The 24,400-nt window shown below is 72.0% G+C and carries 23 protein-coding genes and 1 tRNA gene; 15 read left to right on the plus strand and 9 right to left on the minus strand.

All coding sequences use genetic code 11. The features are described from left to right. Positions 1-5: 5 nt before the first annotated feature. Positions 6-1,193 (minus strand): Na+/H+ antiporter NhaA, encoded by a 1,188-nt coding sequence (nhaA, locus tag ACE37J_RS12830; protein WP_409711650.1) that lies wholly within the window; start codon positions 1,191-1,193, stop codon positions 6-8. Between the two features lie 194 nt (positions 1,194-1,387). Here nhaA and ACE37J_RS12835 point away from each other — a divergent pair, with 194 nt between their 5' ends. The 5 genes from ACE37J_RS12835 (at position 1,388) to ACE37J_RS12855 (ending at position 5,475) form a co-directional block, all read left to right on the plus strand. After that, complete coding sequence (locus tag ACE37J_RS12835) at positions 1,388-2,551, plus strand: acyl-CoA dehydrogenase family protein (protein ID WP_409711651.1); 1,164 nt, start codon at positions 1,388-1,390, stop codon at positions 2,549-2,551. A gap of 61 nt (positions 2,552-2,612) precedes the next feature. Continuing rightward, complete coding sequence (locus tag ACE37J_RS12840; protein ID WP_409711652.1) at positions 2,613-3,083, plus strand: hypothetical protein; 471 nt, start codon at positions 2,613-2,615, stop codon at positions 3,081-3,083. Positions 3,084-3,123: 40 nt separating this feature from the next. After that, positions 3,124-3,306, plus strand: coding sequence for a hypothetical protein (locus tag ACE37J_RS12845; protein WP_409711653.1), 183 nt, complete (start codon positions 3,124-3,126; stop codon positions 3,304-3,306). A 205-nt stretch (positions 3,307-3,511) separates the two neighbouring features. Then, entirely contained in the window at positions 3,512-4,642 is a 1,131-nt protein-coding gene (locus ACE37J_RS12850; RefSeq protein ID WP_409711654.1) for a CaiB/BaiF CoA transferase family protein, read from the plus strand. Beyond that, complete coding sequence (locus tag ACE37J_RS12855) at positions 4,639-5,475, plus strand: acyl dehydratase (RefSeq protein ID WP_409711655.1); 837 nt, start codon at positions 4,639-4,641, stop codon at positions 5,473-5,475. The genes ACE37J_RS12850 and ACE37J_RS12855 overlap by 4 nt, the downstream gene beginning before the upstream one ends. Here the strand turns inward: ACE37J_RS12855 and ACE37J_RS12860 are convergent. Both ACE37J_RS12860 and ACE37J_RS12865 read right to left on the minus strand, forming a co-directional pair. After that, positions 5,445-6,362, minus strand: a complete 918-nt coding sequence (locus ACE37J_RS12860) for a calcium/sodium antiporter (RefSeq protein WP_409711656.1) — start codon at positions 6,360-6,362, stop codon at positions 5,445-5,447. The two genes, ACE37J_RS12855 and ACE37J_RS12860, sit on opposite strands and share 31 nt — an antisense overlap. 123 nt (positions 6,363-6,485) lie before the next feature. Next, positions 6,486-6,902 carry an SH3 domain-containing protein gene (locus ACE37J_RS12865; RefSeq protein WP_409711657.1) on the minus strand — a complete coding sequence of 139 codons (417 nt, stop codon included), beginning with the start codon at positions 6,900-6,902 and terminating at the stop codon, positions 6,486-6,488. A 168-nt stretch (positions 6,903-7,070) separates the two neighbouring features. On the opposite strand from ACE37J_RS12865, the gene cobA reads away from it, so the two are divergent. The 3 genes from cobA to ACE37J_RS12880 all read left to right on the plus strand — a co-directional run bounded on the left by cobA (position 7,071) and on the right by ACE37J_RS12880 (position 10,042). Then, positions 7,071-7,850: a uroporphyrinogen-III C-methyltransferase gene (gene cobA, locus ACE37J_RS12870; protein WP_409711658.1), complete on the plus strand. Its 780-nt coding sequence runs from the start codon at positions 7,071-7,073 to the stop codon at positions 7,848-7,850. 92 nt (positions 7,851-7,942) lie between these two features. Next, positions 7,943-8,932 (plus strand): glutathione S-transferase family protein, encoded by a 990-nt coding sequence (locus ACE37J_RS12875; RefSeq protein WP_409711659.1) that lies wholly within the window; start codon positions 7,943-7,945, stop codon positions 8,930-8,932. Positions 8,933-9,001: 69 nt separating this feature from the next. Next, entirely contained in the window at positions 9,002-10,042 is a 1,041-nt protein-coding gene (locus tag ACE37J_RS12880) for an ABC transporter ATP-binding protein (RefSeq protein WP_409711660.1), read from the plus strand. Between the two features lie 236 nt (positions 10,043-10,278). Here ACE37J_RS12880 and ACE37J_RS12885 read toward each other — a convergent pair whose 3' ends face one another. After that, positions 10,279-11,814 (minus strand): ABC transporter permease, encoded by a 1,536-nt coding sequence (locus ACE37J_RS12885; RefSeq protein ID WP_409711661.1) that lies wholly within the window; start codon positions 11,812-11,814, stop codon positions 10,279-10,281. 158 nt (positions 11,815-11,972) lie between these two features. Further along, positions 11,973-12,950 (minus strand): ABC transporter substrate-binding protein, encoded by a 978-nt coding sequence (locus tag ACE37J_RS12890; RefSeq protein WP_409711662.1) that lies wholly within the window; start codon positions 12,948-12,950, stop codon positions 11,973-11,975. 203 nt (positions 12,951-13,153) lie between these two features. On the opposite strand from ACE37J_RS12890, the gene ACE37J_RS12895 reads away from it, so the two are divergent. Then, entirely contained in the window at positions 13,154-14,023 is an 870-nt protein-coding gene (locus ACE37J_RS12895) for an acyl-CoA thioesterase (protein WP_409711663.1), read from the plus strand. 1 nt (position 14,024) lies between these two features. Here the strand turns inward: ACE37J_RS12895 and ACE37J_RS12900 are convergent, their stop codons facing one another. Next, positions 14,025-15,476 (minus strand): hypothetical protein, encoded by a 1,452-nt coding sequence (locus tag ACE37J_RS12900; RefSeq protein ID WP_409711664.1) that lies wholly within the window; start codon positions 15,474-15,476, stop codon positions 14,025-14,027. 120 nt (positions 15,477-15,596) lie between these two features. Then, a tRNA-Ile gene (locus ACE37J_RS12905) sits at positions 15,597-15,672 on the minus strand. A gap of 220 nt (positions 15,673-15,892) precedes the next feature. Between ACE37J_RS12905 and ACE37J_RS12910 the strand changes: the two genes are divergently transcribed. The 3 genes from ACE37J_RS12910 to purN all read left to right on the plus strand — a co-directional run bounded on the left by ACE37J_RS12910 (position 15,893) and on the right by purN (position 18,186). Then, positions 15,893-16,372, plus strand: coding sequence for a hypothetical protein (locus ACE37J_RS12910; protein ID WP_409711665.1), 480 nt, complete (start codon positions 15,893-15,895; stop codon positions 16,370-16,372). 135 nt (positions 16,373-16,507) lie between these two features. Next, a complete protein-coding gene (gene purM, locus ACE37J_RS12915; RefSeq protein WP_409711666.1) occupies positions 16,508-17,560 on the plus strand; it encodes a phosphoribosylformylglycinamidine cyclo-ligase in 1,053 nt (350 codons plus the stop codon). Continuing rightward, a complete protein-coding gene (gene purN, locus ACE37J_RS12920; RefSeq protein ID WP_409711667.1) occupies positions 17,557-18,186 on the plus strand; it encodes a phosphoribosylglycinamide formyltransferase in 630 nt (209 codons plus the stop codon). Before purM ends, purN begins: the two co-directional genes overlap by 4 nt. A 2-nt stretch (positions 18,187-18,188) precedes the next feature. Here the strand turns inward: purN and ACE37J_RS12925 are convergent, their stop codons facing one another. After that, complete coding sequence (locus ACE37J_RS12925) at positions 18,189-19,136, minus strand: GlxA family transcriptional regulator (protein ID WP_409711668.1); 948 nt, start codon at positions 19,134-19,136, stop codon at positions 18,189-18,191. A gap of 117 nt (positions 19,137-19,253) precedes the next feature. Here ACE37J_RS12925 and ACE37J_RS12930 point away from each other — a divergent pair, with 117 nt between their 5' ends. Next, on the plus strand, positions 19,254-20,075 hold the full coding sequence (locus ACE37J_RS12930) for a DUF547 domain-containing protein (protein ID WP_409711669.1): 822 nt from the start codon (positions 19,254-19,256) through the stop codon (positions 20,073-20,075). Here the strand turns inward: ACE37J_RS12930 and ACE37J_RS12935 are convergent. Beyond that, a complete protein-coding gene (locus ACE37J_RS12935; RefSeq protein WP_409711670.1) occupies positions 20,062-21,153 on the minus strand; it encodes an NAD(P)/FAD-dependent oxidoreductase in 1,092 nt (363 codons plus the stop codon). The two genes, ACE37J_RS12930 and ACE37J_RS12935, sit on opposite strands and share 14 nt — an antisense overlap. Positions 21,154-21,511: 358 nt before the next feature. On the opposite strand from ACE37J_RS12935, the gene ACE37J_RS12940 reads away from it, so the two are divergent. Both ACE37J_RS12940 and scpA read left to right on the plus strand, forming a co-directional pair. After that, a complete protein-coding gene (locus ACE37J_RS12940) occupies positions 21,512-21,958 on the plus strand; it encodes an OB-fold nucleic acid binding domain-containing protein (RefSeq protein WP_409711671.1) in 447 nt (148 codons plus the stop codon). Between the two features lie 179 nt (positions 21,959-22,137). Further along, positions 22,138-24,267: a methylmalonyl-CoA mutase gene (gene scpA / locus ACE37J_RS12945; RefSeq protein ID WP_409711672.1), complete on the plus strand. Its 2,130-nt coding sequence runs from the start codon at positions 22,138-22,140 to the stop codon at positions 24,265-24,267. Positions 24,268-24,400 lie beyond the last annotated feature (133 nt).

The raw sequence follows: 24,400 nt of genomic DNA on the forward strand, positions 1-24,400 counted from the left end.
GCGCATCACCCCGCCGGCTGCGTCGCCTTTCGCCGCCCGCCGGCCATCATCAGCAGCGTGTAGCCGAAGACGCCGGAGGCGATCGAGCCCATCAGCACGCCGAGCCGCACCTCGTTCATCCGCTCCGGCGAGTCGAAGGCGAGGCCGCCGATGAAGAGCGACATGGTGAAGCCGACGCCGGTGAGGCAGGCGACGCCATACATCTGTTTCCAGCTGGCGCCCTTGGGCAAGGCTCCGACCCTTGTCTTGACCGCGGCGAGCGTCGTCAGCATCACGCCGATCTGCTTGCCGAAGAAGAGCCCCGCCGCGATGCCGATCGGCACCGGGGCGAGCAGCTGCGCCACCGTCATCCCCTTCAGCGAGACGCCGGCGTTCGCGAAGGCGAAGAGCGGAAGGATCGCGAAGGCGACCCAGTAGTGGAGCCCATGCTCCGCCCGCCTGAGCGGGCTCCCCCCCGATTTCACGTTGAGCGGCACGCAGAGCGCGATGGCGACGCCGGCGAGCGTGGCGTGGACGCCGGATTTCAGCACGCAGACCCACATGAACGCGCCGATGATGACGTAGGGCGCGAGGCTCTTCACCCCCATGCGGGAGAGCAGCATGGCGAGCGCAAGCCCGGCGACGGCGAGGCCGAGCGCGCCGGTCGAGAGATTCGCGGTGTAGAAGAACGCGATGATGATGATGGCCCCGAGATCGTCGATGATCGCCAGCGCGAGGAGGAAGACCTTGAGCGAGGTCGGCGCCCGCGCGCCGACAAGGGCGAGGATGCCGAGCGCGAAGGCGATGTCCGTCGCCGCCGGAATCGCCCAGCCGTTGAAGGCGGTCGGGTCCGAGGCGGTCAGCGAGATATAGACGAGGGCGGGGCCGATCATGCCGCCGATCGCGGCGAGGACGGGCAGCGACGCCTTGCTGAGGGAGGAAAGCTCGCCCTCCATCACCTCGCGCTTGATCTCCAGCCCGACAAGGAAGAAGAAGATCGCCATCAGGCCGTCATTGATCCAGAGCACCGCCGTCTTCGCGATGACGAGATCGCCGAGCTGGAGCGAGACCGGGGCGTTCAGGAAGCCGGAATACCAGGGCGCGAGCACGGTGTTGTTCGCGATCATGGCCAGAACTGCCGCGACCATCAGCACGATGCCGCCCGACGTGTCCTTCTTCATGAATTTCTGAATCGCCGTCATCGCGCCGTCCATGCCGCCCTCTCAAGCCGGAAAGCCCCTTTATGCCGTCGCCCCTTCGCCGGGGTGGCGGCGCGGGGCTTCCGCAGCGCCAAGTATTCACGACCCCCATGAATAGAGGCGGATGCGCCGAATGTAACCCTTTTCCGCCGTGTTCCCGCGGATTTCGGGCCCTTGCCGGGGCGCGCCGAGCCGGTTCATATCGCGCCATGACCGATACAGACCGTGAAGCCGCCCTCTCCGAAATCCGCGCCGCCGTGGCCCAGCTCTGCGCCCGCTACGGCGAGGACTATTGGCGCAAGCTCGATTCCGGGCAGGGCTATCCGACCGAATTCGTCGCCGAAATGACGGAGGCCGGCTTCCTCGGCGCGCTGATCCCGGAGGAATACGGGGGGACGGGGCTCGGCCTTCTCGAAGCCTGTGCGATCCTTGAGGAAATCTCCCGCCGCGGGGCTCATGCGGGCGCCTGCCATGCGCAACTCTACGTCATGGGCGTGATCCTCCGCCACGGCTCCGCCGCACAGAAGGCGGAATGGCTGCCGAAGATCGCGAGCGGGGAAATCCGGCTCCAGAGCTTCGGCGTCACCGAACCGACCACCGGCACCGATACGACCGCGCTGAAGACGACCGCGCGGCTTGAGGGCGACCGGTGGATCGTCAACGGCCAGAAGGTCTGGATCAGCCGGGTGCAGCATTCGGACCTGATGGTGCTCCTCGCCCGCACCCGGCCCTTCGATCCGAAGCGGAAGACGGAGGGGCTTTCCGCCTTCCTCGTCGATCTGCGGGAGGCGCGGGGCAGGGGGCTCGAGGTCCGGCCCATCGACGCGATGATAAACCACCACGCCTGCGAGCTCTTCTTCGACGATCTGGCGATCCCGGCGGAAAACCTGATCGGGGAGGAGGGCGGCGGCTGGCCCGTGATCCTCACGGGCATGAATGCGGAGCGCATCCTCATCGCCGCCGAATGCGTCGGCGACGGGCGCTATTTCCTCGACCGGGCGAGCGCCTATGCGAAGGAGCGCGTGGTCTTCGGCCGGCCCATCGGCGCGAACCAGGGCGTCGCCTTCCCGCTCGCCCGCGCCCATGCGGATGTGGAGGCCGCGGCGCTCATGGTGGAGCGGGCGGCGAACCTTTACGAGGCGGGGCGGCCCTGCGGCGCGGAGGCGAACATGGCGAAGCTGCTCGCCGCCGAAGCCTCCTGGAAGGCGGGCGACGCGGCGATGCAGACCTTCGGCGGCTTCGCCTTCTCGAAGGAATATCACGTCGAGCGGAAATTCCGGGAGACGCGGCTCTATCAGATCGCGCCGATCTCCACGAACCTCATCCTCTCCTTCCTTGCGGAGAAGGTCCTCGGCCTGCCGCGGAGCTTCTGATGGCGGAAACCGGCCGGGGCGCACCAGCGCGGAGGCGCTGATCGCGCTGGCGGCGCGCGCCGTGTTACGCGAAGCGGTGGACTGGGCGGAGATCGACGCGCTGATCGCCTGTCTCGCAGAGGAGCCGATGCGCGCAAAGCAGGTCGGCGAGGCGATCCGGCGGCTGAACGACGTCGACCTCGCGGATGTGCTGGAGGACTGGCTTCGCCGCGCGGCGAGGGACAGGCGACGCGAGGCGGCGAGGGCCGCCAGAGTGGAGCAGAAGATCGCGGCTCCGCTGCAGCAATGGTTCGCGGGGCTTGGCGCGATGGCCGCGACGGCGCTCGCCGTCGGAACCTTGACGCCGCCCGGCGGTTTCCTCCTTGTCGCCGCTTTCGTCGTCGGCGCGGCGGGGGCGACGTGGGGCCGGTATCGCGGGTCGAAACGCGGGGATGATCTTGTCGCGGAGGCCGAAGAGATCGAAAGACTGTCCGAAATCGTCGCGAAAGAAACCGAAGCGCGGGGGCGACCCGGGAGCGCCGACTCGCAATGACGCCGCGAAAATGCTATATCTTCGACCAAGGAGACCTGAGATGCCGCTCTATGAGGTCGTGATCGCCGCCGGAGCCTTCGCCGCATCCTTGGCGGCGAGCGCATGGGTCGTCTGGATGGTCCGCCAGGGGCGCGACAGTTTCCGCAATCCCGCGCTGGCGGAGAAGGCGATGCGCGATGCGCCCTATCACCTTCTCGACAATGTGATGACGCGCAACCGCTGACGCGCCGCCCGCCGCCGTCGCCGGTCCGCCGAAGGGCAGGGCGCGCCGCGTCCTCTCGCCGCCGTTGAAGTGAACGGACATTCGTTTCCTGAAAGTGCAAGCCCGGCCTCCGCCCCGCGATCCTCGCGCGGCGCGCGGCGCAGGGATCGGGCGGAGCGGGCCGGGCGGGATTGACGGCCCCGCCGCCGGCGCCTCTTATCCGGCCATGCAGAACCAGCCTCCGAAGCCCCTCGCCGGCCTCCTCGTCGTCAGCCTCGAACAGGCGGTCGCCGCGCCGATGGCGACGCTGCGGCTCGCGGAGGCGGGCGCCCGCGTCATCAAGGTGGAGCGGCCGGAGGGCGATTTCGCGCGCGGCTACGACCGGGCGGCGAATGGCGAGGCCTCCTATTTCGTCTGGCTCAACCAGGGGAAGGAGAGCGTGGCGCTCGACCTGAAGGCGCCGGGGGACAGGGCGATCATGCGCCGGATGCTCGCCCGCGCGGACGTCTTCGTGCAGAACCTCGCCCATGGCGCGGCGGCGCGGCTCGGCCTCGGCGCGGCGGAGCTGCGTGAGAAGGACCCTCGGCTCGTCTGCTGCGACATTTCCGGCTTCGGGCCGGACGGGCCCTATGCGGCGCGGAAGGCCTATGACCTGCTGATCCAGGCGGAATCCGGCGTCGTGGAGGTCTCCGGCGGGCCGGGGGAGCGCGGGCGCGTCGGCGTCTCGCTCGCCGATATCGGCGCGGGGCTGACCGCCTTCGGCGCGATCTCCGCCGCGCTGGTGCGGCAGGCGCGGTCCGGGATCGGCGCGCATGTCGCGGTCTCGCTTTTCGACGTTCTGGCGGAATGGATGACGGTGCCGCTCCTCCACCACGATTATCTCGGCAAGGCGCCGGGCCGGGCCGGGCTTTCCCACCCCTCCATCGCGCCCTATGGCGCCTTCGCGACGGGGGACGGGCGGCTCCTCCTCATCTCCGTCCAGTCGGACCGGGAATGGCGGGCGCTGGCGCGGGAGGTGCTGGGGCGGCCCGATCTCGCGGAAGCGCCCGACTTCGCCACCAACAACGAGCGTGTCGCCGGGCGGGCGGAGACGGATGCGGCGGTGGCGGAGGCTTTCGCCACGCAGCCCGCCGCGGCGCTGAAGGCGGCGCTCGATGCGGCGCGCATCGCCTGGGGCGAGGTGAACGACGTGGCCGGCCTCTCCGCCCATCCGCATCTCCGCCGCGTCGCCGCCGCGATTGCGGGCGGGGAGGTGCGGCTCCCCGCCTCCTCCGCGCGGGCGGACTGGGCGGGGCCGGGCGCGGCGCCCGCGCTCGATTCCCACGGCGCAATGATCCGCGCGGAGTTCGGGCCGTGAGCGCGGAGGGCGTCGGCCGCAGCCGCACGCTGCATGACCGGATTGATCCGTGGCGCGCCGCGGCGCTCCACGCCGCGCTCGACCTTCCCGGAGAGCCCCCGGCGGAGGGGGCGGCGCTGCCGCACTTCCATCACTGGATCTATTTCCTCGAAGCCGCGCCCGGCCGCGCGCTGGGGCGGGACGGGCACCCGGCGAAGGGCGGGTTCATCCCCGATCTCGGCCTGCCGCGGCGGATGTGGGCGGGCGGGCGGCTCCGGTTCGCGGCGCCGCTCCCCATAGGCGCGGCGGCGGAGAAGCGGACGACGATCGAGAGCGTCGCGCGGAAGGCGGGGCGGAGCGGCCCGCTCGCCTTCGTCACGCTCCGGCACGAGATTTCTGCGGCGGGCGCGCTCGCCGTGACCGAGTGGCAGGACGTCGTCTATCGGGAGGACCCGGCCCCCGGCGCGCCCGCGCCCGAACCGGCGCAGGCCCCTGAGGGGGAGACGCGGAGCCGGCGGCTCACGCTCGGCCCCGTGCCGCTCTTCCGGTATTCCGCGCTCACCTTCAACGGCCACCGCATCCATTATGACCGCGACTATGCGCGCGAGGTGGAGGGCTATCCCGGCCTCGTCGTGCACGGGCCGCTGATCGCGCAGCTCCTCCTCGCGCTGGCGGAGGAGCGGCTCGGGCCCGCCGCCGCCTTCGAGTTCCGCGCCCGCGCCCCGGCCTTCGACTTCGAGGAGATCGCGCTCTGCGCGAAGGACGAAGGCCTGGCTGTCCGCCTCTGGGCGAAGGGGCCGGACGGGCGGCTCCTGATGGAGGCTCAGGCCGAGGCGGCGAGCGTCGCGAGATAGGCGAGATAGGCGACGAGCATGGCGCCGCCCGCCAGCCGCCCGATCCGCCCGGTGAGGCCGAGCACGACCAGCGCCGCCGTCGCGCCGAGCATCGCCCAGAGGTCGAAGGAAAGGATCTCCGCCGGCGGAACGAGCGGCTGCACGAGCGCCGTGGCGCCAAGAATCCCGAGGATGTTGAAGATGTTGGAGCCGACGATGTTGCCGAAGGCGATGTCGCCCTGCCGCCGCGCCGCGGCGACGAGGGAGGTAACGAGTTCGGGCAATGAGGTGCCGATCGCGACGATGGTGACGCCGATCACCGCCTCGGAGACGCCGAGCCCGGCGGCGAGATCGACCGCGCCGATGACGAGGAGCTTCGCCCCCGCCATCAGCAGCGCGAGGCCGCCGGCGACGAAGGCCGCCGCCGCGGGCGCGCCGAGGCCCCCCGTCTCCGGCAGCTCCGGCTCCGCCTGCTCGCCGCGCCAGGCGAGGGTGAGATAAAGCGCCAGCGCCGCGACGAGCGCGAAGCCGGCGAGCCGCCCGACATCGCCCATGAGAAGAACGCCCGCGCCGAGCAGGGCGGAGAGCGCGAGCGCCGCGCCGTCGCGCCGGAAGGCCGGGCCGGCCACCGTGACCGGGCGGATCAGCGCGGCGAGCCCGAGGATCAGGAGGATGTTGCAAAGGTTCGAGCCGACGACATTGCCGACCGCGATGCCGGGGGAGCCGGCGAGCGCGGCCTCCACGCTCGTCAGCAGTTCGGGCGTCGAGGTGCCAAAGCCGACGATGGTGAGCCCGATCAGGAGCGGGGAGAGCCCCGCCCGGAGCGCGAGCGCGGCCGCCCCGCGCACCAGTCCCTCTCCGCCCAGCACAAGAAGGGCGAAGCCGCCGACGATCATCAGCACAGTCATTCGTGGAACTCCGGAGGCGCAGACCGCCGGGCCGTCAAGGGAAGGAGCGGGCGCCGGAAGCGGATTTCGGGAGCGCGCGAGACGGGCGCAAGGGCCGCCGGAGCGCGGCGAGAAATAAAGTCCTCAGCGCAGCGGCGGCAGGAGGGAAAGATATTCCTCGCTGATCCACGCCTCGCCGCCCGTCACGAGATCGCGCACCGGGAGCCAGCCGTTTTCCGCCCGCCCGAGCGGGCGCATCACGTCGCCCCGCTCGGCGACGGTGATCATGCGATGTTCGAGCCCCGGCCCGGCGCGCAGGTTCACGACGGCGCCGGTGACGTAGAGCACCTTGCCCGCGGGAGGCTCCGAAGCCTGCGCGGCGGGGACCACCGCGAGGTCGTTGAGCTCGTGCGGGTCGGGCAGCGGCAGGTCGGAGAAATGGGTCGGCGCGCGCGAATTGGCGATGGGCAGCGCCCCGATCCCCGCACGGTCGAACCCGCCTTCGCTGGCCAGCCAGACAAAGATCGCGATCAACGCGAAGTAGGAGATTATCGCGCGCATGCGCACCCGCCCGAATCGAGGGCCTCGCCCTCTGCCCAATTTTGACCATATTCTTAACCCTGTTTCAAAGCAATGGCGTCACTGCGCGGGCGAATGTGGCGAAAGCGTGATTTTGACCGCAGGGCGGGCGCGCTTTCCATGTCCGGCGCCGGGCGCTAGAGCTTCCGCGTGAGCACCGCATCGCCCCCTCTGCCGCCGCATCCCGATGGCGCCTGGCCGCGCCTTGAGCCGGGTTCGGTCTGGCTCGTCGGCGCCGGACCGGGGGACCCCGGTCTGATGACCCTCCATGCGCTCAACGCCCTCTCCCAGGCGGACGCCGTGGTGCATGACGCGCTGGTCGAGCCGGAGGCGCTGGCCTTCGCGGCCGAGGGGGCCGAACTGATCCCGGCGGGCAAGCGGGGCGGCCGCCCCTCCCCGAAGCAGGCGGACATTTCGGAGCGATTGATCGCGCTCGCGCGCGCGGGGCGGCGCGTCGTGCGGCTGAAAGGGGGGGACCCGTTCCTCTTCGGGCGCGGCGGGGAGGAGGCGGAGGCGCTCGCCGCCGCGGGCGTGCCCTTCCGCATCGTGCCGGGGATCACGGCGGGGATCGGCGGCCTCGCCGCCGCGGGCGTCCCGGCGACGCACCGGGACGTGAACCAGACCCTCGTCTTCGTCACAGGGCACGACCAGCACGGCGAGGCCCCGGCGGTGGACTGGGCGGCGCTGGCGCGGGGCGGGCAGGTGCTCGTCATCTACATGGGCATGAAGCATCTCGCGGCCATCGCCGGGGCGCTCATCGCCGGCGGGCGGAGCCCGGAGGAGCCTGTCCTGATCGTCCGCGAGGCGACGACGAAGCGGCAGGCCGTGCTGGAGACGACGCTGGCCGGGGCGGAGGCCGCTGTCGCCGCCAGCGGCATCCTCGCCCCGGCGATCATCTGCGTCGGCCCGGTCAGGCGGCTGCCGGTCTGAGCTTTGTCGCCCGCCGGGCGACAGTCTATGCCTTAGCTCCCGGTTTATACTCGCCCGCTCCCGGCCATATCGCGAGGGAGGAGGAGAACGACATGGGAAAACTCGTCGACGGCGAATGGCGCGACGTCTGGTATGACACGAAGTCGACCGGCGGCGCGTTCGAGCGGCAGGACTCTAGCTTCCGCAACTGGGTGACGGTGGACGGCGCGCCCGGCCCCTCCGGCGAGGGCGGGTTCCCTGCGGAGAGCGGGCGCTATCACCTCTACGTCTCCTATGCCTGCCCCTGGGCGCACCGGACGCTGATCTTCCGCGCGCTGAAGGGGCTGGAGCCGCACATCTCCGTCTCCGTCGTCGACCCGGACATGCTTTCGGAGGGCTGGACGCTGGAAGGGGCCTTCCCCGGCGCGACGGGCGATACGCTCCTCGGCAAGCGGCGGCTCCACGAGGTCTATACGGCGGCCGACCCGAAGGCGACGACGCGGGTGACGGTGCCCGTGCTCTGGGACAAGGCGCGGGGGACCATCGTCTCGAACGAGAGCGCGGAGATCATCCGCATGTTCAATTCGGCCTTCGACGGGATCACCGGCAACCGGCTCGACTTTCACCCGGAGCCCCTCCGCGGGGAGATCGCGGCGCTCAACGAGCGGATCTACGCGACCGTCAACAACGGCGTCTACCGCGCCGGCTTCGCGACGACGCAGGCGGCTTATGACGAGGCGGTGGAGGCCCTTTTCGGGTCGCTGGACTGGCTGGAGGACCGGCTCGCCTCCCGGCGCTACCTCGCGGGCGCGCGGATCACCGAGGCGGACTGGCGGCTCTTCCCCACGCTCCTGCGCTTCGATCCGGTCTATGTCGGCCATTTCAAGTGCGACCGGCGGCGGATCGTCGACTACCCGAATCTCTGGGCCTATACGCGCGAACTCTACCAGCAGCCGGGCGTCGCGGGGACGGTGCGGATGGACCATATCCGCCGCCACTACCTCTACAGCCACGAGACGATCAACCCGAACCGGATCGTCTCCACCGGTCCCGTCATCGACTGGGCGGCGCCGCACGGGCGGGAGCGGCTGAAGGCCGCGTGAGCGGAGAGACCGGTCGCGCTTTCCGCCCCCATGCGCTACCCAACCGCTTCCGGCGGGGCGGGGTAGGGCATGGGCATCCTGATCGAAGGCGTCGTGAAGCGGTTCGGCGGGGCCGCGGTGGTGGACGGGGTCAGCCTCGAAGCGCCGGAAGGGGCGTTCACGGTCGTCGTCGGCCCCTCGGGCTGCGGCAAGTCCACGCTCCTGCGGCTCATCGCCGGGCTGGAGCGGCCGGAGGAGGGGCGGATCGCGCTCGGCGGCCGAACGGTCTCCGGCCCGGGGCTCCACACGCCGCCGGAGGCGCGGCAGGTCGGCGTCGTCTTCCAGTCCTACGCGCTCTGGCCGCACATGTCGGTGCTGGGCAACGTCGCCTTTCCGGGCGAATCCGCCGGCATGGGACGGGCGGCGGCGCGGGAGGCGGCGGAGGCGCATCTCCGCGCCGTCTCGCTGGAGCCCTTCGCGGCGCGGAAGCCGGCCGAGCTTTCCGGCGGGCAGCGCCAGCGCGTCGCGCTCGCGCGCTGCCTCGCGCAGGGGGCGCGGACGATCCTGATGGACGAGCCGCTCGCGAATCTTGACCCGCATCTCCGCGCCGCGATGGAGGAGGAGCTGGCGGATTTCCACCGGCGGACCGGGGCGACGACGCTCTTCATCACCCATGACCAGCGCGAGGCGATGGCGCTGGCGGACCGGATCGCGGTGATGGAGGCGGGGCGCTTCCTCCAGGTCGGCGCGCCGGAGGAGGTTTACGAGCGGCCCGCCTCCGCCCGCGTCGCCGCCTTCATCGGGAAGGGCGCGCTCCTCCCCTGCCATGTCGAGGCGGCGTCGGGCGGGCGCGCCGCGCTCCGGCTCGCCGGGCGGGCGCTGGAGGCGGCCTGCGCCGTCTCGGCGCGGCCGGGGCCGGCGCGGCTCCTCGTCCGGCCCGAATCCTTCAGCCTGGCGGAGGAGGGGATGCCGGCGCGGATCGTCTCCGCCGCCTATCGCGGCGGGCATTGGGAGGCGATGGCGGCGCTCGACGGCGTGGAGGGCGCGGCGCCGATCCTGCTCCCGCGGCGGCCCGTGGAGGGCGAAAAGCTCTCGCTGCGGCTCTCGGGGGGATGGGTTCTGCCCGAGTAGGTTTGGCCGAACCGTTGAACCCGGCCGGGCGGAGGCGCCGCGCCCGCGCGCGCTCCTTGGCCCGTGCGACCAGCACGGGCCGCGGCCTCCCTCCCCCAAGGGAGGCCGCATCGCAATGTCTCAAGATGCTCAAGGGTAAGAGTTCCTGACGCCATAAACCGCCGAAACCAACCGCCCCGAGGCGGCCCCCCGAGGGAGCCCGCGGCCCTCCGCGCTCCGTTCGGGCGACGGCCGGCTCACCGCCAGGGCACGACCCCCGGCGGCGCGCCCCGGCCCAGCCGGTCCAGCGCCAGCATCAGGAGCGCCGTCGCGCCGACCGTCACCGCCGCCATCGCCGCGGCGAGGCTGGTGGCGCCCCCGTCCTCCAGGTTGAAGATCGTCGCGCCGATCGTCTCCGCCCCGGAGGACCAGAGGAGGGCCGAGACCGTCACCTCGTTATAGGCCGTCAGGAAGACGAGGAGCGCGCCGGAGGCCGCGGCGGGCAGGACGAGCGGGGCGGAGATGCGGAGGAGCCGCCGCCCGAACCCGGCGCCGGAGACGCGCGCCGCGTCGTCGAGGCTCGGATCGACCGCGGCGAAGGCGGCCAGCACCGGCTTCAGCCCGATCGCGAGGAAGGCGGCGAGATAGGCGAGGAGGATGATCCAGAGCGTGTTGTAGAGGCTCACGCCCAAGAGCGGCAGCGGCCGGATGAAGGCGATGATGAAGGCGACCGAGACGACGAGGCCGGGCACGGCGTAGGCGATCTCCGCCTGCCCGGCGGCGAGGCTCGCGAGGCGGCGCGCAGCCCTCCCCCCCCGGCTCATGAAATGGCCGAGCCCGATGGCGAGGGCGGCGATCAGCAGCGCGGCGGCGGAGGCGATGAGCGTCGAATTGAGGAAGGCCCGCGCCGTCGCCTCCTGCCGGAACAGGATCTCCGCGAAATGGCGGAGCGTGACCGTCTCCGCATTCAGCGGCGCGCCGTAGGTGGGCGAGAGCGCGGTGGCGAGGAGCGCGCTCAGCGGCAGGATCAGCGTCGCCCCGACGAGGAGCCAGGTCGCCGCCTCCGCCGGCGCGCGCCAGCGCCCGAGCGGCTGCGCGAGCGGCGGTTGCGGCGGGCCGGAAAGGGCGGCGCCGAAGCGGCGCTGCGCGAAGAGCTGGAACGCGAGCGCGCCGAGCGCGACCAGCGAGATGAGGAGCGCGATGACGGCGACGGAACCGAGCATGTCCGGCCCGAAGCTTGTCAGCCGTCGCCAGATCAGCACCGGCAGCGTGTCATAGCGCGCCGGGATGCCGATGATCGCGTTCACGCCGAAATTGCCGAGCGCCGCGGTGAAGGAGAGCGCGAAGCCGGCGAGGAGCGCGGGCGCGACGAGAGGCAGGACAATGCGGAAGAGCACGCGCCCGAACCCCGCCCCGGCGAGCCGCGCGGCCTCCGCCATCTCCCGCGGCAGGGCGCGGAGCGCGGCGCGCACGGTGAGGAAGGCGAGCGGCGCATGCTGCGCGGAAAGGAGCGCGATCAGCCCCGCCGCCGAATGCATCGGGTTGGGCGAGCCCGGCGGCGGCGCAAGGCCGAGCGCGAGGAGGAGCGGCGAGGCGGGGCCGAGCGCCTGGAGCCAGGCGATCGCCGTCACATGCGGCGGGATCATCAGCGGCAGGAGGATGAGAAAGGCGAGAGGCCCCTTCGCGCGGATGTCCGTCAGCCCGACGAGGAGCGCCAGCGCGGCGCCGGCGATGGTGGCGAAGAGCGCGGAAAGGGCCGCGCTTTCCAGCGAGTTGAAGAGCGCGCGCCGCACGGAGCGGCTCTCCAGCGCCTCCGCGAGCGGGGCGAGGGAGGGGCCGTCCGGCCCCCGCAGCCCGACCTCGAAGAGGAGGAGGAGCGGCAGGCCGACAACGGCGGAGACGAGGAGGAGAAGTGCGGCGAGGGCGAGCCCCGCCGCCGCGATGGCGCAACTCAGCCCCCGAAGATCTCCGTGAAGCGGAGCTTGTTCTTCGCATCGTCCGTCAGCGCCGCGGCCGGGTCGAAGCCGAGGAGCTTGATGTCGGAGACGGGCGGGAAGCCGGCCGGCGGCGCGACCGCCGGGTGCGCCGGAAGATAGCCCTGCGAGGCGGCGAGCTTCTGCCCCTCCTCGGAGATCAGGAAATCGACGAAGGCCTTCGCCGCCTCGGGGTTCCTCGCGGTCGAGAGGATCGCGACCGGCTCGGTCACCGCGGAGACGCCCTCGGACGGGAACACGAACTCGACCGGCGCGCCATCCGCCTTGCCGCGGATCGCAAGGAAGTCCACGACGAAGCCATAGAGCTTGTCGCCCCCGGCCACCGCCTTGTAGACGCCGCCGTTCCCGCCCTCGGCCAGCGCGCCCTGGTCGGCCAGCGCCTCGTAATAGTCCCAGCCGAGCGCGGGGACGCCGGTCAGCGAGACCATGTGGATCGTCGCGGCGCCCGAGGTGAGCGGGGAGGGGAGGGCGATGGAGCCCTTCGCCTCGGGCTTCGTCAGGTCCGCCCAGGAGGCGGGCTTCATCGGGGCGGCCGTGTTGTAGACGATGCCGGTGGTGATGAGCTTGGTGGAGAACCAGAACTTTTCCGGGTCCATCACGCCGGCGCCATAGGCGGAGATGTCCGCCTCCGGATGGGCCATCAGCCGGCCCTCGGCCTTCAGGCCCTCCATGGTGACCGAATCGGCGATGAGGAGGAGGTCGGGCTGCGGCGCGCCGGCCTCGAACTCGGCGGCCAGCTTGGCCATGACCTTGGTCGTCCCGTCCCGGAACCATTCGACCTCGACGCCGGGATGCGCGGCCTTGAAGGCGTCGACCGTCGCCTGCGCATCAGCGGGCGGCTGCGAGGTATAGAGCACGAGCTTGCCCGCCGGCGCGGCGAAGGTCGGCGCGGCGAGGAGAAGCCCGGAAAGGGCGAGTGCGAGCGAAATGCGCATGGCGCTGATCCTCTTCTTGCTTGGATGTCGGGGTCGCGTCGCGACATCGCGCGCACTATCACCGGATTGCGACAGTTCGGACAAGGCGCGGCCCGCTCCCGTGCGGCAGTTGATCCGCGCACGGCGGCGCGTCAGGATCGCGGCGCAACGGTCAGGGGGATGGGGACGATGGCGAGCGACATTCTGCAAGACCGGGCGCGAGCGTGAGCGCCGTCGAGGTGGCGGACCTCCTGAAGCTGCTCGATATCGAGCGGCTCGAGGTCGATCTCTTCCGCGGGCAGGGCGAGGGCGGCGAGAACGGGGACCGCATCTATGGCGGCCATGTGATTGCGCAGGCGCTCGTCGCCGCCTACCGCACGGTGGAGGACCGGCTCTGCCACTCCCTCCACGCCTATTTCATCCGGCCGGGGGACCCGAAGATCCCCATCATCTTCGAGGTGGACCGGGCGCGGGACGGCGGGAGCTTCACCACGCGGCGGGTGATCGCCGTGCAGCACGGCAGGCAGATCTTCAACCTCGCCGCCTCCTTCCAGAAGCCGGAGGCGGGCTGGGAGCACCAGCACCCGATGCCGGAGGCGCCCGATCCGGAGGGCCTGCCGAGCCGGGCCGACCAGCGCGCCGCGCTCGCCGAGCAACTGCCCGAGGACAAGCGGGAGCATTTCAAGCGCCGCCGGCCCATCGAGATCCGCGAATGCGACCCGGTGGATATCCTGAAGCCGGAAAAGACGGGCGACTTCAACCGCCTCTGGTTTCGCGTGGCGACGCGGCTCGACCAGCCGCTCTGGGTTCATCACTGCCTGATGGCCTACGCCTCCGACATGAACCTCCTCGCCAGCGGGAACCGCCCGCACGGCATCTCCTGGTGGCGGGGCGAGGTGATGGGCGCGAGCCTCGACCATGCGATGTGGTTCCACGGCCCGCTCCGCTTCGACGACTGGCATCTCTACGTGATGGACAGCCCGTTCGGCGGCGGCGCGCGCAGCTTCAACCGCGGCGCGATCTACAGCCGGGACGGGCGGCTCGTCGCCTCCGTCGCGCAGGAGGGCCTGATGCGGCCGGTGAAGCCGCGCTGACCTAGCCGGCGCCGCCCGCGAGCCAGACCTCCAGCGTCATCCGCCCCGGCAGGTCGTCGAAATCCGAGAAGTCCCGGACCGCGAAGCCGGAGCCGAGAGTCCCGCCCAGCGCGGCGGCGAGCGCGCCGGCGCGCGCCCCGTCCTCCGCGAAGTAAAAGCGGACATGGTCGGCGGAAACGTCGAAGCCGACCTCCCGGAGCGTCACATGCGCGAATTCGTCGCCCGTCAAGGCGACCGAGAGCGCCTCGGCCAGCGCGCGGCTTTCGGGCGCATGGTGGATCACCACCCACGCGGCCCCCGAGGATGGCGCGACGGAGACGGCGGAGACGGGCCGCGGGCGCGGGGCGGGGGACCGGAAGGCGGACTGGACCGCCGCCTCGCCCGCGCCTTCGCCCGCCAGCGCCGCGAGGGCGACCGGCGCCGCGCGCGCCGGGGCCGGGGCCTCCGGCGGCATGAGGCGTGAGGCCGGCTGCGGCCTGGCGGCCGCGACAAAGGCTCCGCCGGCGGGCGACGCTTCCGGCGTGGCGGCGGCGGCGGCGCGGGCCGGGCTCGCGGCCGCCGTCGTCTCCAGGCTGGGCGCCGCCGCCGCGACCGGCTTCGGTATGGATGCGGGCGCCGCCGCGGGCGCCGAAGCGTCCGCCGCCGCCGCGGAGACGGGCTCCGCCCCGGGCGCCGCCGCGAACGGCGGCGTCGGCGCTGCGGCGGGCGAAGGGGCCGTTCCGGGCGCGAACCCGGACATCATCGCCGCCGTCGCCGTGACCGCCAGCGCGGCGAAGGCCGCCATCGCCAGATGCGCGCGCCTCGTCCGCCGCGCCGGGGCCGGGGCCGCCGCGGGCGCCGCCGGTTCGGCCTCGGCCCCGCGCTCGGCTCCCCCCGCCCCGCCGCGAGCGACGGCCGCGGCGATGAGCCCGAACGCGTCCCTCGGCTCTTCCGGGGCGCTCGGGCCGGGCTTCGGGGCCGCGCGCCGCAGCTCCTGCCGCGGCGACGCGGCGGCGCGGGCGGGCGCGAGGGCGGCGAGCGCAGGCTGCCGCGCGCGCCGGGCGAGCTCTTCGCCGCCGAGGAGCAGGAGCGCGAAGCCGGCCTTCGACGCGATCCCGGCCAGCGAAACGAGTTCCGCATCCGTCAGGCGCTCGGCCCTCTCGACCGCCAGCGCCGCCGGGCCCGCCTCCGCCGCAAAGGCGGCGAGGCGCGAGGCCTGCGGTTCGAGATCGAAGGGCGTCAGCCCGAAGGCGAGGCACGCCCAGGCGGAGAGATGCCCCTGCCCGCCGGCATGTTCGGAAAGGCGCCCGAGCCGCAGCGGCCCGGGGTCGGCCTCCAGCGCGGCCGCGATCTCATCCGCCGAAGCGCCCGTAACCAGCGTGACGCCGCCAGCCGCAAGAGACAGTTTCAGGCCGCAATCGGCCTCCTCGTCCCGCGGCGCATCGGCCGCGAGATAATCTTCCACCATGGCCACGCGATGATCCTCCGGGTTCCGGTCGCGCGCCCCACACTTTTACGCTTCGTCCGAAGACGAACAGAAGTCTCACTCAACGCGAAAGCGTTAACCTTTCTTGGCGGCTGAAGGAAGGCGGAATGGTAGGCCCGGAGGGACTTGAACCCCCAACCAAACCGTTATGAGCGGTCTGCTCTGACCATTGAGCTACGGGCCCTTCCGGCGGCGAGGCCGGCATACCGGCGATAGGACAAAGCGCGCCATGCGGCAACCCTCGGGAGGCGCCGGCGCGAAACGGGAGGGAACGATCCGGCGGCGAGACCGTTGAGAGGGGGCGAGAGGCGACGACAGGCCGGATGGCCCCGCCGCCTCGAAGCGACCGCGCCGAAAGGCCCTTGCGGTCGCAGGAAACCGATCACGGAAAGGACGTCATTCATATGAAACGCCTCATCTCCACCACTGCTCTCTCCCTTGTCGCCGGCTTCGCGCTGGGCGCGACCGGCGCCGTCGCGGACGCCACCAAGACCGACCGCGATGCGATGACCGGCGCGAACGTGAAGTCCGAGGCGCAGTCCGACCCCTCGGGTTCGGGCCTCACCAGCGCCGGGAGCCATGGCGGCTCCAACCCGCCGGGCTCGGGCCTCACCGGCGCGGGCGGCGACGACCCGGCTCCGCAGACGGAGGCGGCGACCGTTCCCTCCGCTCCCGCCGGGGCGGCGACGGCGGCCGACAGCGCGGCGACGAATACCGGCCGCGACGCGCAGACGGGCGACCGCTACACGCAGGAGGATCCCGAGGGCTCCGGCCTCACCAGCGCCGGGAGCCAGGCCGAGGCTGACCCGGACGGTTCCGGCCTCACCGGCGCCGGCCAGGCCGCCGCGACGGAAACGGACCGTGACGCCCAGTCGGGCGGCTGAACCGAAGCGCCATGCGCGCCTGACGATCCGGACGCCGCACGCCGCCGCCCCGCAAGGGGCGGCGGTTCCGCATGTCCGGCCTTAACTTTGCTCCGGGTCCGGTATAAGGCCGGCGGCGACAGCGAAAGGCCCGCCATGCCCGACCAGACCGACCGACCGAACGGCCTCACCTACCGCGACGCGGGCGTGGATATCGACGCGGGCGCGGCCCTCGTCGAGGCGATCAAGCCCGCCGCCGCCTCCACCGCCCGATCGGGCGTGGTGGACGGGCTCGGCGGCTTCGGCGCGCTCTTCGACCTTCGCGCCGCCGGCTATCGCGACCCGATCCTCGTCGCGGCGACGGACGGGGTGGGAACCAAGCTGAAGCTCGCCATCGAGACGGGGATTTTCGGCACGGTCGGCGTCGACCTCGTGGCGATGTGCGTCAACGATCTCGTCTGCCAGGGGGCGGAGCCGCTGTTCTTTCTTGACTATTACGCGACCGGCGCGCTCGACGTCGCCGCCGGCGCCGCCGTCGTGAACGGGATCGCGGAGGGATGCCGCCTCGCCGGCTGCGCGCTGATCGGGGGGGAGACGGCGGAGATGCCGGGTCTCTATGCGAAGGGCGATTTCGACCTTGCGGGCTTCTCCGTCGGCGCGATGGAGCGGGGCGGCGCGCTGCCGCGGGCGATGGCGGCGGGGGACGTGCTCTTCGGCCTCCCCTCCTCGGGCGTCCATTCCAACGGCTTCTCGCTCGTTCGCAGGGTTGCGGAACGGGCCGGGCTGGGCTGGGAGGCGCCGGCGCCCTTCGCCGCCGGGCCGCTCGGCGCCGCGCTGCTGGCGCCGACGCGAATCTACGTGAAGGCCGCTCTCGGCGCGATCCGCGCGGGCGCGTCCGGCCTCGCCCACATCACCGGCGGCGGGCTGACGGAGAACCTGCCGCGCGTCCTGCCCGAAGGGCTCGGCGCGGAGATCGACCTCTCCGCCATCAGCGCGCCGCCGGTCTTCGCCTGGCTGCGGGAGGCGGGGGGCGTGGCGGAGGCGGAGATGCTCCGCACCTTCAATTGCGGGATCGGCATGGTCGTCGTCGCGCCCGCCGCCGTCGCCGAGGCGGTGGAGGGCGCGCTCTGGGCCAAGCGGGAGGCGCCGGTGCGGCTCGGCGCGCTCGTTCCCGGCGCGGGCGTGACCTATCGGGGCGCCCTCGCGTGACGCGGCGGCGCGCCGCGATCTTCATTTCCGGGCGCGGCTCGAACATGGCCGCGCTCCTCGCCGCGATGGCCGACCCGGCCTTTCCGGCGGAGGCGGCGCTCGTCCTCTCCAACGATCCGGCGGCGAAGGGGCTGGAGACGGCGCGGGCGGCGGGCGTTCCGGCGGAGGCGGTGGATCACCGCGCCTTCCGCGGCGACCGGGCGGCGTTCGAGGCGGCGATGGGCGCAAGGCTCGCGGCGCATGAGGTCGATCTCGTCTGCCTCGCGGGGTTCATGCGGCTGCTGACGCCGGGCTTCGTCTCGGCCTGGCGGGACCGGATGGTCAACATCCATCCCTCGCTCCTCCCCGCCTTTCCCGGCCTCCGGACGCATGAGCGGGCGCTGGAGGCGGGCGTCGCGTTCCACGGCTGCACGGTGCATCTCGTTCGCCCCGAAATGGATTCGGGGCCGATCCTCGGGCAGGCGATGCTTCATGTGAAGCCGGGGGAGGCGCCGGACGACCTCGCCGTGCGCGTCCTCGCGCTCGAACACCGGCTCTACCCTGCCGCGCTCTCCGCCTTCCTTCGCGGGGAGCTGCGGCCGGAGGGCGAGCAAATCCTGCCCGGCCCGCTCGCGCTGGCGGGCTGAAATCAGACCGCGCCGCGCTGATAGGGCGTGGAGCCGAAGCGCGTCCGGTAGCATTTCGAGAAATGCGAGGGCGAGGAGAAGCCGCAGGCGAGCGCGACGTTGATGACGCTCATGTCCGTCTGCCTGAGCAGCTCCCGCGCCCGGTTCAGGCGCATCTCCATCCGGTATTTCTTCGGCGAGCAGTTGAGATAGCGGCCGAAGAGCCGTTCGAGCTGGCGCGGCGAGAGGCCGACGCGCTGCGCGATGTCGGCGGTGCGGAGCGGCTCGTCCAGCTCCGATTCGATCAGCTCCACCGCCTTGGCGAGCCGGTGGTTGCGGATGCCGATGCGGCTGTTGGCGGAAAAGCGCTGCCCCTCCCCCTCCGCCCGCGCGGAGGTGTAGACGAGGCTCTCCGCCACCCGGCGGGAAAGCTCGGCGCCATGCGCGTCCTCGATCAGGCGCAGCATCAGGTCCGTCGCCGCCGCGCCGCCGGAGGAGGAGACATAGCGCCCGTCGATCACGAAGACCGAAGGGTCGAGATCGACTTCCGGATGATCTTCCATGAAGGCGTCGTGATAGCCCCAGTGCAGCGCGCAGGAGCGGCCCTCCATCAGTCCCGCCTCGGCAATGACATAGGAGCCGCAGCAGATCGCGCCGATCCGGCCGGAGCCGAGCCGGGCATGGCGGCGGAGCCAGGTCTTGATCGCAGGGGTCGCGTGCTTCTTCGCGTTGAGCCCGGCGACGACGAAGATCATCGCCTCCGGCATGTCCGCGAGGTCCATGTCGGCGCGGGTGATGGTGCCGTTCGAGCAGCGCTGCTCGACCCCGCCCTCCGCCGCGATGCGCCAGCGGTAAAGCTCCCGCTCCGCATTGAGGTTGGCGATGCGGAGCGGCTCCAGCGCGCAGGCGAAGGCCATGTGGGAAAAGTTCTCGACAAGGAGAAACACGACGTCCTGAGGTTGCTCCGCCATCTCCGCACCCGGTTCCGGCGCCGATTCGCGCCATCGCGCTTCATACACGGTTTCGCGCGCGGCGCCGCAAGCCCTGCGGAACTTGCTATATTGGGGCGAAGAACGGAGGCGCCGGCCATGACGACGACAAGACGCGCATTTCTCGCCCTCGCCGCCGCGGCCCTCGCCGCGCCGCGCGGCGCGCAGGCGGCCCCCGCCTCGCGCCTTCTCTCCCCCCGCTGGGCGGAATTCGGCGCGGGCGGAGACCCGGAAGCCGGCCCCTGGGCCGAGTTCCTCACGCGCTGGCGCCGGCCGGGCGCGGACGGCGTGGCGCTTGTGGACTATGCCGGCGCGAAGGCGGCCGGCGCGCTCGCGCCGCTTCGCGACTGGATCGGCGCGATGGAGCGCGTGGAGCCCGGCCAGCTCTCCCGCCCCGCCGCCTTCGCCTTCTGGAGCAACCTCTACAATGCGGAGACGGTCGCCCTGATCCTCGAAGCCTGGCCGGTGGGGAGCATAAGGGAGATCGGCGGCTCCCTCTTCTCGCCCGGTCCCTGGCGGGAGGCGCGGCTCTCCGTCGGCGGCGAGGCGCTGTCGCTCGACGATATCGAGCATGGCATTCTCCGCCCCGTCTGGGGCGACGCGCGCGTGCATTACGCGGTGAACTGCGCCGCGCTCGGCTGCCCCGATCTCGGCGCCGAGCCCTGGCGGGCGGAGGGGCTCGACGCTGCGCTGGACGAAGCCGCGCGCGTCTTCGTCAATCATCCGCGGGGCGCGCGGGCGGAGGGCGGGCGGCTCGTCGTCTCGAAGATCTACGACTGGTTCGAGGAGGATTTCGGCGGGACGGACGCAGGCGTCATCGCCCATCTCCGCGCCTACGCCGCGCCGCCTCTCGCCGCCGCGCTCGAAGGCGTCACCCGCATCTCGGGGAGCGAATACGACTGGTCGATCAACGCCGCATGAGCCGCGCCGCCCCTTCCTCCGCGATGGCGAGCGCGGAGGTGAGGCCCGGGCTCTCGATCCCGTAGAGGCCGAGATAGCCCGGGAGCCCGTGCGCCTCCGGCCCGTCGATCCGGAAATCCGCCGCGCCGCCCGCCTCCGGCCCCGCGAGCTTGGGGCGGATCCCCGCATAATCCGGCTTCAGCGCGCCGTCGGGCAGGCCCGGCCAGTAGCGGCGGATCGCGGCGTAGAAGCTTTCGCCGCGCGCCGGGTCCACCGCGTAATCCTCCCGCTCGATCCATTCCACATCCGGCCCGAAGCGCGCCTGCCCGCCCATGTCGAGCGTCAGGTGGACGCCGAGCCCGCCGACCACCGGCGCAGGGTATATGAGGCGGGAGAAGGGGGCGCGGCCTTCGAGCCGGAAATAGCTCCCCTTCGCCATCAGCATCGCGGGCCCGGAGCCGCCGGGCGCGAGGCGCGGCGCGGCGAGGCCGGCGGCGTTCACGACCTCCCGCGCGAGGAGCCGCATCGGCTCCGCGCCCCCGACCTCGACGAGGAAGCCGCCCTCCTGCGGCGCGAGGGAGAGGACGGGCGCGCCGAGCGCGAGCATCGCCCCCCTCTCCTCCGCCGCGCCGAGGAGGGAGAGCATGAACCCGTGCGAATCCACGATCCCCGTCTCGGGCGAGAGGAGCGCGCCCTCCGCCCGGAGCGCCGGCTCCATCGCCCGCGCCTCCGCGCCCGAAAGGCGGCGCATGCCCTCCACCCCGTTCGCCGCCGCCTTTGCGGCGAGCGCGTCGAGCCCTTCCAGCTCCGCGGGTTCGGCGGCGACGATGAGCTTGCCGGTCTTCCTCGCCCCGACGCCATGCGCGGCGCACCAGTCGTAGAGAAGCCGCCGCCCCTCGACGCAGAGCCGCGCCTTCAGGCTGCCGGCGGGGTAATAGATGCCGGCATGGATCACCTCGGAATTGCGGGAGGAGATGCCGGTTCCGAACGCCGTCTCCCCCTCGCAGATCAGCACCTCCCGCCCCCTTGCGGCGAGCGCTGCGGCGAGGGCGAGGCCGACGACGCCGGCCCCGATGACGAGGGTTTCGACCTCATCCACGGGCGTGCCACTCTGAATTCGCCGGGCGCGCATTCGTCGGGTCGAGATGCGCCACGCGCCGCAAGCGCCCGGCCGGTCTGACCCGTGTCAGATCGGCCCGCGGTCGTCGCCCCCCCGGCGACCGCGTCTCCGCGGCCGCCGCGACGACCGCGGCGCGATCTTCGACATTCGGGAAGGCTTGGCGCCCCTCGGGCTCCGGCTTGCGCCTCCGCCCGAACGGCCTCGGCGACCTTCCCCCGGAAGGTCGCTGACCGAGGCCGTGGCCCGGAACCCGCGGCGATGACTGCACGACGATGACCGCGCACAAGAGAGACGAACCGGCCTTCCCCGCCACGATGTTCATGCTATGTTTCCTTCCATGCACTGGCCCCGCCCCCCGTCCTGCCTCCGCGCCGCCGATCTCGACCTGCCGCCGAACGGCGCGCTCGTCGCCGTCGCCGGGCTCGTCCTCGTGCGGCAGCGGCCGGGCACGGCGAAGGGCGTCATCTTCGTGACGCTGGAGGACGAGACCGGGGTCGTCAATGTCGTGGTCTGGGCGCAGGTCTACGAGGCCTACCGGCGGCAGGTGATCGCGGGGCGGCTTCTCCGCGTCACCGGCCGCATCCAGCGGGAAGGGGCGGTGACGCATGTCGTCGCCCGCCATGTCGAGGATCTCTCCGCCCTGCTCGATTCGCTCGCCGCCGGCGCCCCGCCGCTCGACCCGGCGGGGCCGACGGACGAGGTCCGCCGCCCCGTCCCGCCCCAGCGCCCGCGCGCGATGCATCCGCGGGACCAGGCGCGCGCGCATTTCCCGGGCCGCCCCTGAGCGGCGGCGCCTTGGCCCTTTCCGGCCCGGCGCAGGGGGAACCGGCGTCTTGCCGCCTTCCATGAAGCCCCTGCTTGGACTACAGCGCTATTCGGGCGCGAGCCGCCGCGGCCCTCTCCCGGCGGCTCCCCCGGAATGAAGGCCTGCGCGCGCCCGGTCGCCAGCGGCGAGGAGAAGACATGAGCACGAAACCCGATCTCGAAGCCTGGTCCGCCCTCGCGGAGAAGGAGCTGAAGCGGAGCCCCGATGCGCTCGTCTGGGAAACGCCCGAAGGCATCCCCGTGAAGCCGCTCTACACCGAGGCCGATCTCGAAGGGCTCGGCCATCTCGGCTCCGTCCCCGGCCATGCGCCCTTCGTGCGCGGCCCGAAGGCGACGATGTATGCGGGCCGGCCCTGGACGATCCGGCAATATGCCGGCTTCTCCACGGCGGAGGAATCGAACGCCTTCTACCGCAAGGCGCTGGCGGCGGGACAGAAGGGGCTTTCCGTCGCCTTCGACCTCGCCACCCATCGCGGCTATGACAGCGACCATCCGCGGGTCATCGGCGATGTCGGCAAGGCCGGTGTCGCCATCGACTCGGTGGAGGACATGAAGATCCTCTTCGACGGCATCCCGCTCAACGAGATGTCCGTCTCCATGACGATGAACGGCGCGGTCATCCCCGTCCTCGCCTCCTTCATCGTCGCCGGGCTCGAACAGGGCGCGAAGCTGGAGGAGCTTTCGGGGACCATCCAGAACGACATCCTCAAGGAGTTCATGGTCCGCAACACCTATATCTATCCGCCGGAGCCGAGCATGCGCATCGTCTCCGACATCATCGGCTACACCGCCGCGAACATGCCGAAATACAACTCGATCTCGATCTCCGGCTACCACATGCAGGAGGCGGGGGCGAACCTCGTGCAGGAGCTGGCCTTCACGCTGGCCGACGGCAAGGAATACGTGAAGGCGGCGATCGAGGCGGGGCTGGACGTGGACGCCTTCGCCGGCCGCCTCTCCTTCTTCTTCGCCATCGGCATGAACGTCTTCATGGAGGCGGCGAAGCTCCGCGCCGCGCGCTTCCTCTGGCACCGGATCATGGAGGGCTTCGGGGCGAAGAAGGAAAGCTCCAAGATGCTCCGCACCCATTGCCAGACCTCGGGCGTGAGCCTGCAGGAGCAGGACCCCTACAACAACGTCGTGCGCACCGCCTACGAGGCGCTCGCCGCCGTGCTCGGCGGCACGCAGTCGCTCCACACCAATTCCTTCGACGAGGCGCTGGCGCTCCCCACCGAGTTTTCCGCCCGCATCGCGCGGAACACGCAGCTCATCCTCCAGCACGAGACGGGGGTGACGAAGGTCGTCGATCCGCTCGCCGGCTCCTATTATGTCGAGGCGCTGACGGCGGAGCTGGCCGAGGCCGCCTGGAAGATCATCGAGGAAGTGGACGAGATGGGCGGCATGACGAAGGCGGTGGCCTCCGGCATGCCGAAACTCCGGATCGAGGAAAGCGCGGCGAAGCGGCAGGCGGCGGTGGACCGGGGCGAGGAGGTGATCGTCGGCGTCAACAAGTATCGCCTCGCCAAGGAAGACCCGATCGAGATCCGGGACATCGACAACACGGCGGTCCGCGAATCGCAGGTCGCCCGCCTCGCCCGCGTGAAGGCGGGCCGGGACGCCTCCGCCTGCGAGGCCGCGCTCGCCGCGCTGGAGCGGGGCGCGAAGGAGGGGACGGGAAACCTCCTCGCCCTCGCCGTCGAGGCCGCGAAGGCGCGCGCGACCGTGGGCGAGATGTCCGACGCGATGGAGCGCGCCTTCGGCCGCCACCGCGCCGAGGTGAAGACCCTCGCCGGCGTCTACGGCGCCGCCTATGAGGGCGACGAGGGCTTCGCCGCCATCCAGCGGGATGTCGAGGCCTTCGCGGAGCGGGAGGGGCGGTGCCCCCGCATGATGGTCGTGAAGATGGGGCAGGACGGGCATGACCGCGGCGCCAAGGTCATCGCCACCGCCTTCGCCGATATCGGCTTCGACGTCGATGTCGGCCCCCTCTTCCAGACGCCGGAGGAGGCGGCGCAGGACGCCATCGACAACGACGTCCACGTCGTCGGCATCTCCTCCCAGGCGGCGGGGCACAAGACGCTCGCGCCGAAGCTGGTGGAGGCGCTGCGGGCGGCGGGGGCGGATGACGTCATCGTCATCTGCGGCGGCGTGATCCCCAGCCAGGACTATCAGTTCCTGAAGGAGTCCGGCGTCGCCGCGATCTTCGGCCCCGGCACGAACATCCCCGCCGCGGCGAAGGAGATTCTGGGCCTCATCGGGCGGCGCTGAGCCGCCCTTTCTCACCGCTGCCCCGGCCTTGAGCCGGGGCCCCTCATTCACGCTGCCCCGGCCTTGAGCCGGGGCCTCGCCGAATGAAGCGCCCTACCTCGCCAAATACGATTGAAACAATCCGATCACGGCT

Source organism: Pikeienuella sp. (assembly GCF_046290545.1).
Lineage (GTDB): Bacteria > Pseudomonadota > Alphaproteobacteria > Rhodobacterales > Rhodobacteraceae > Pikeienuella.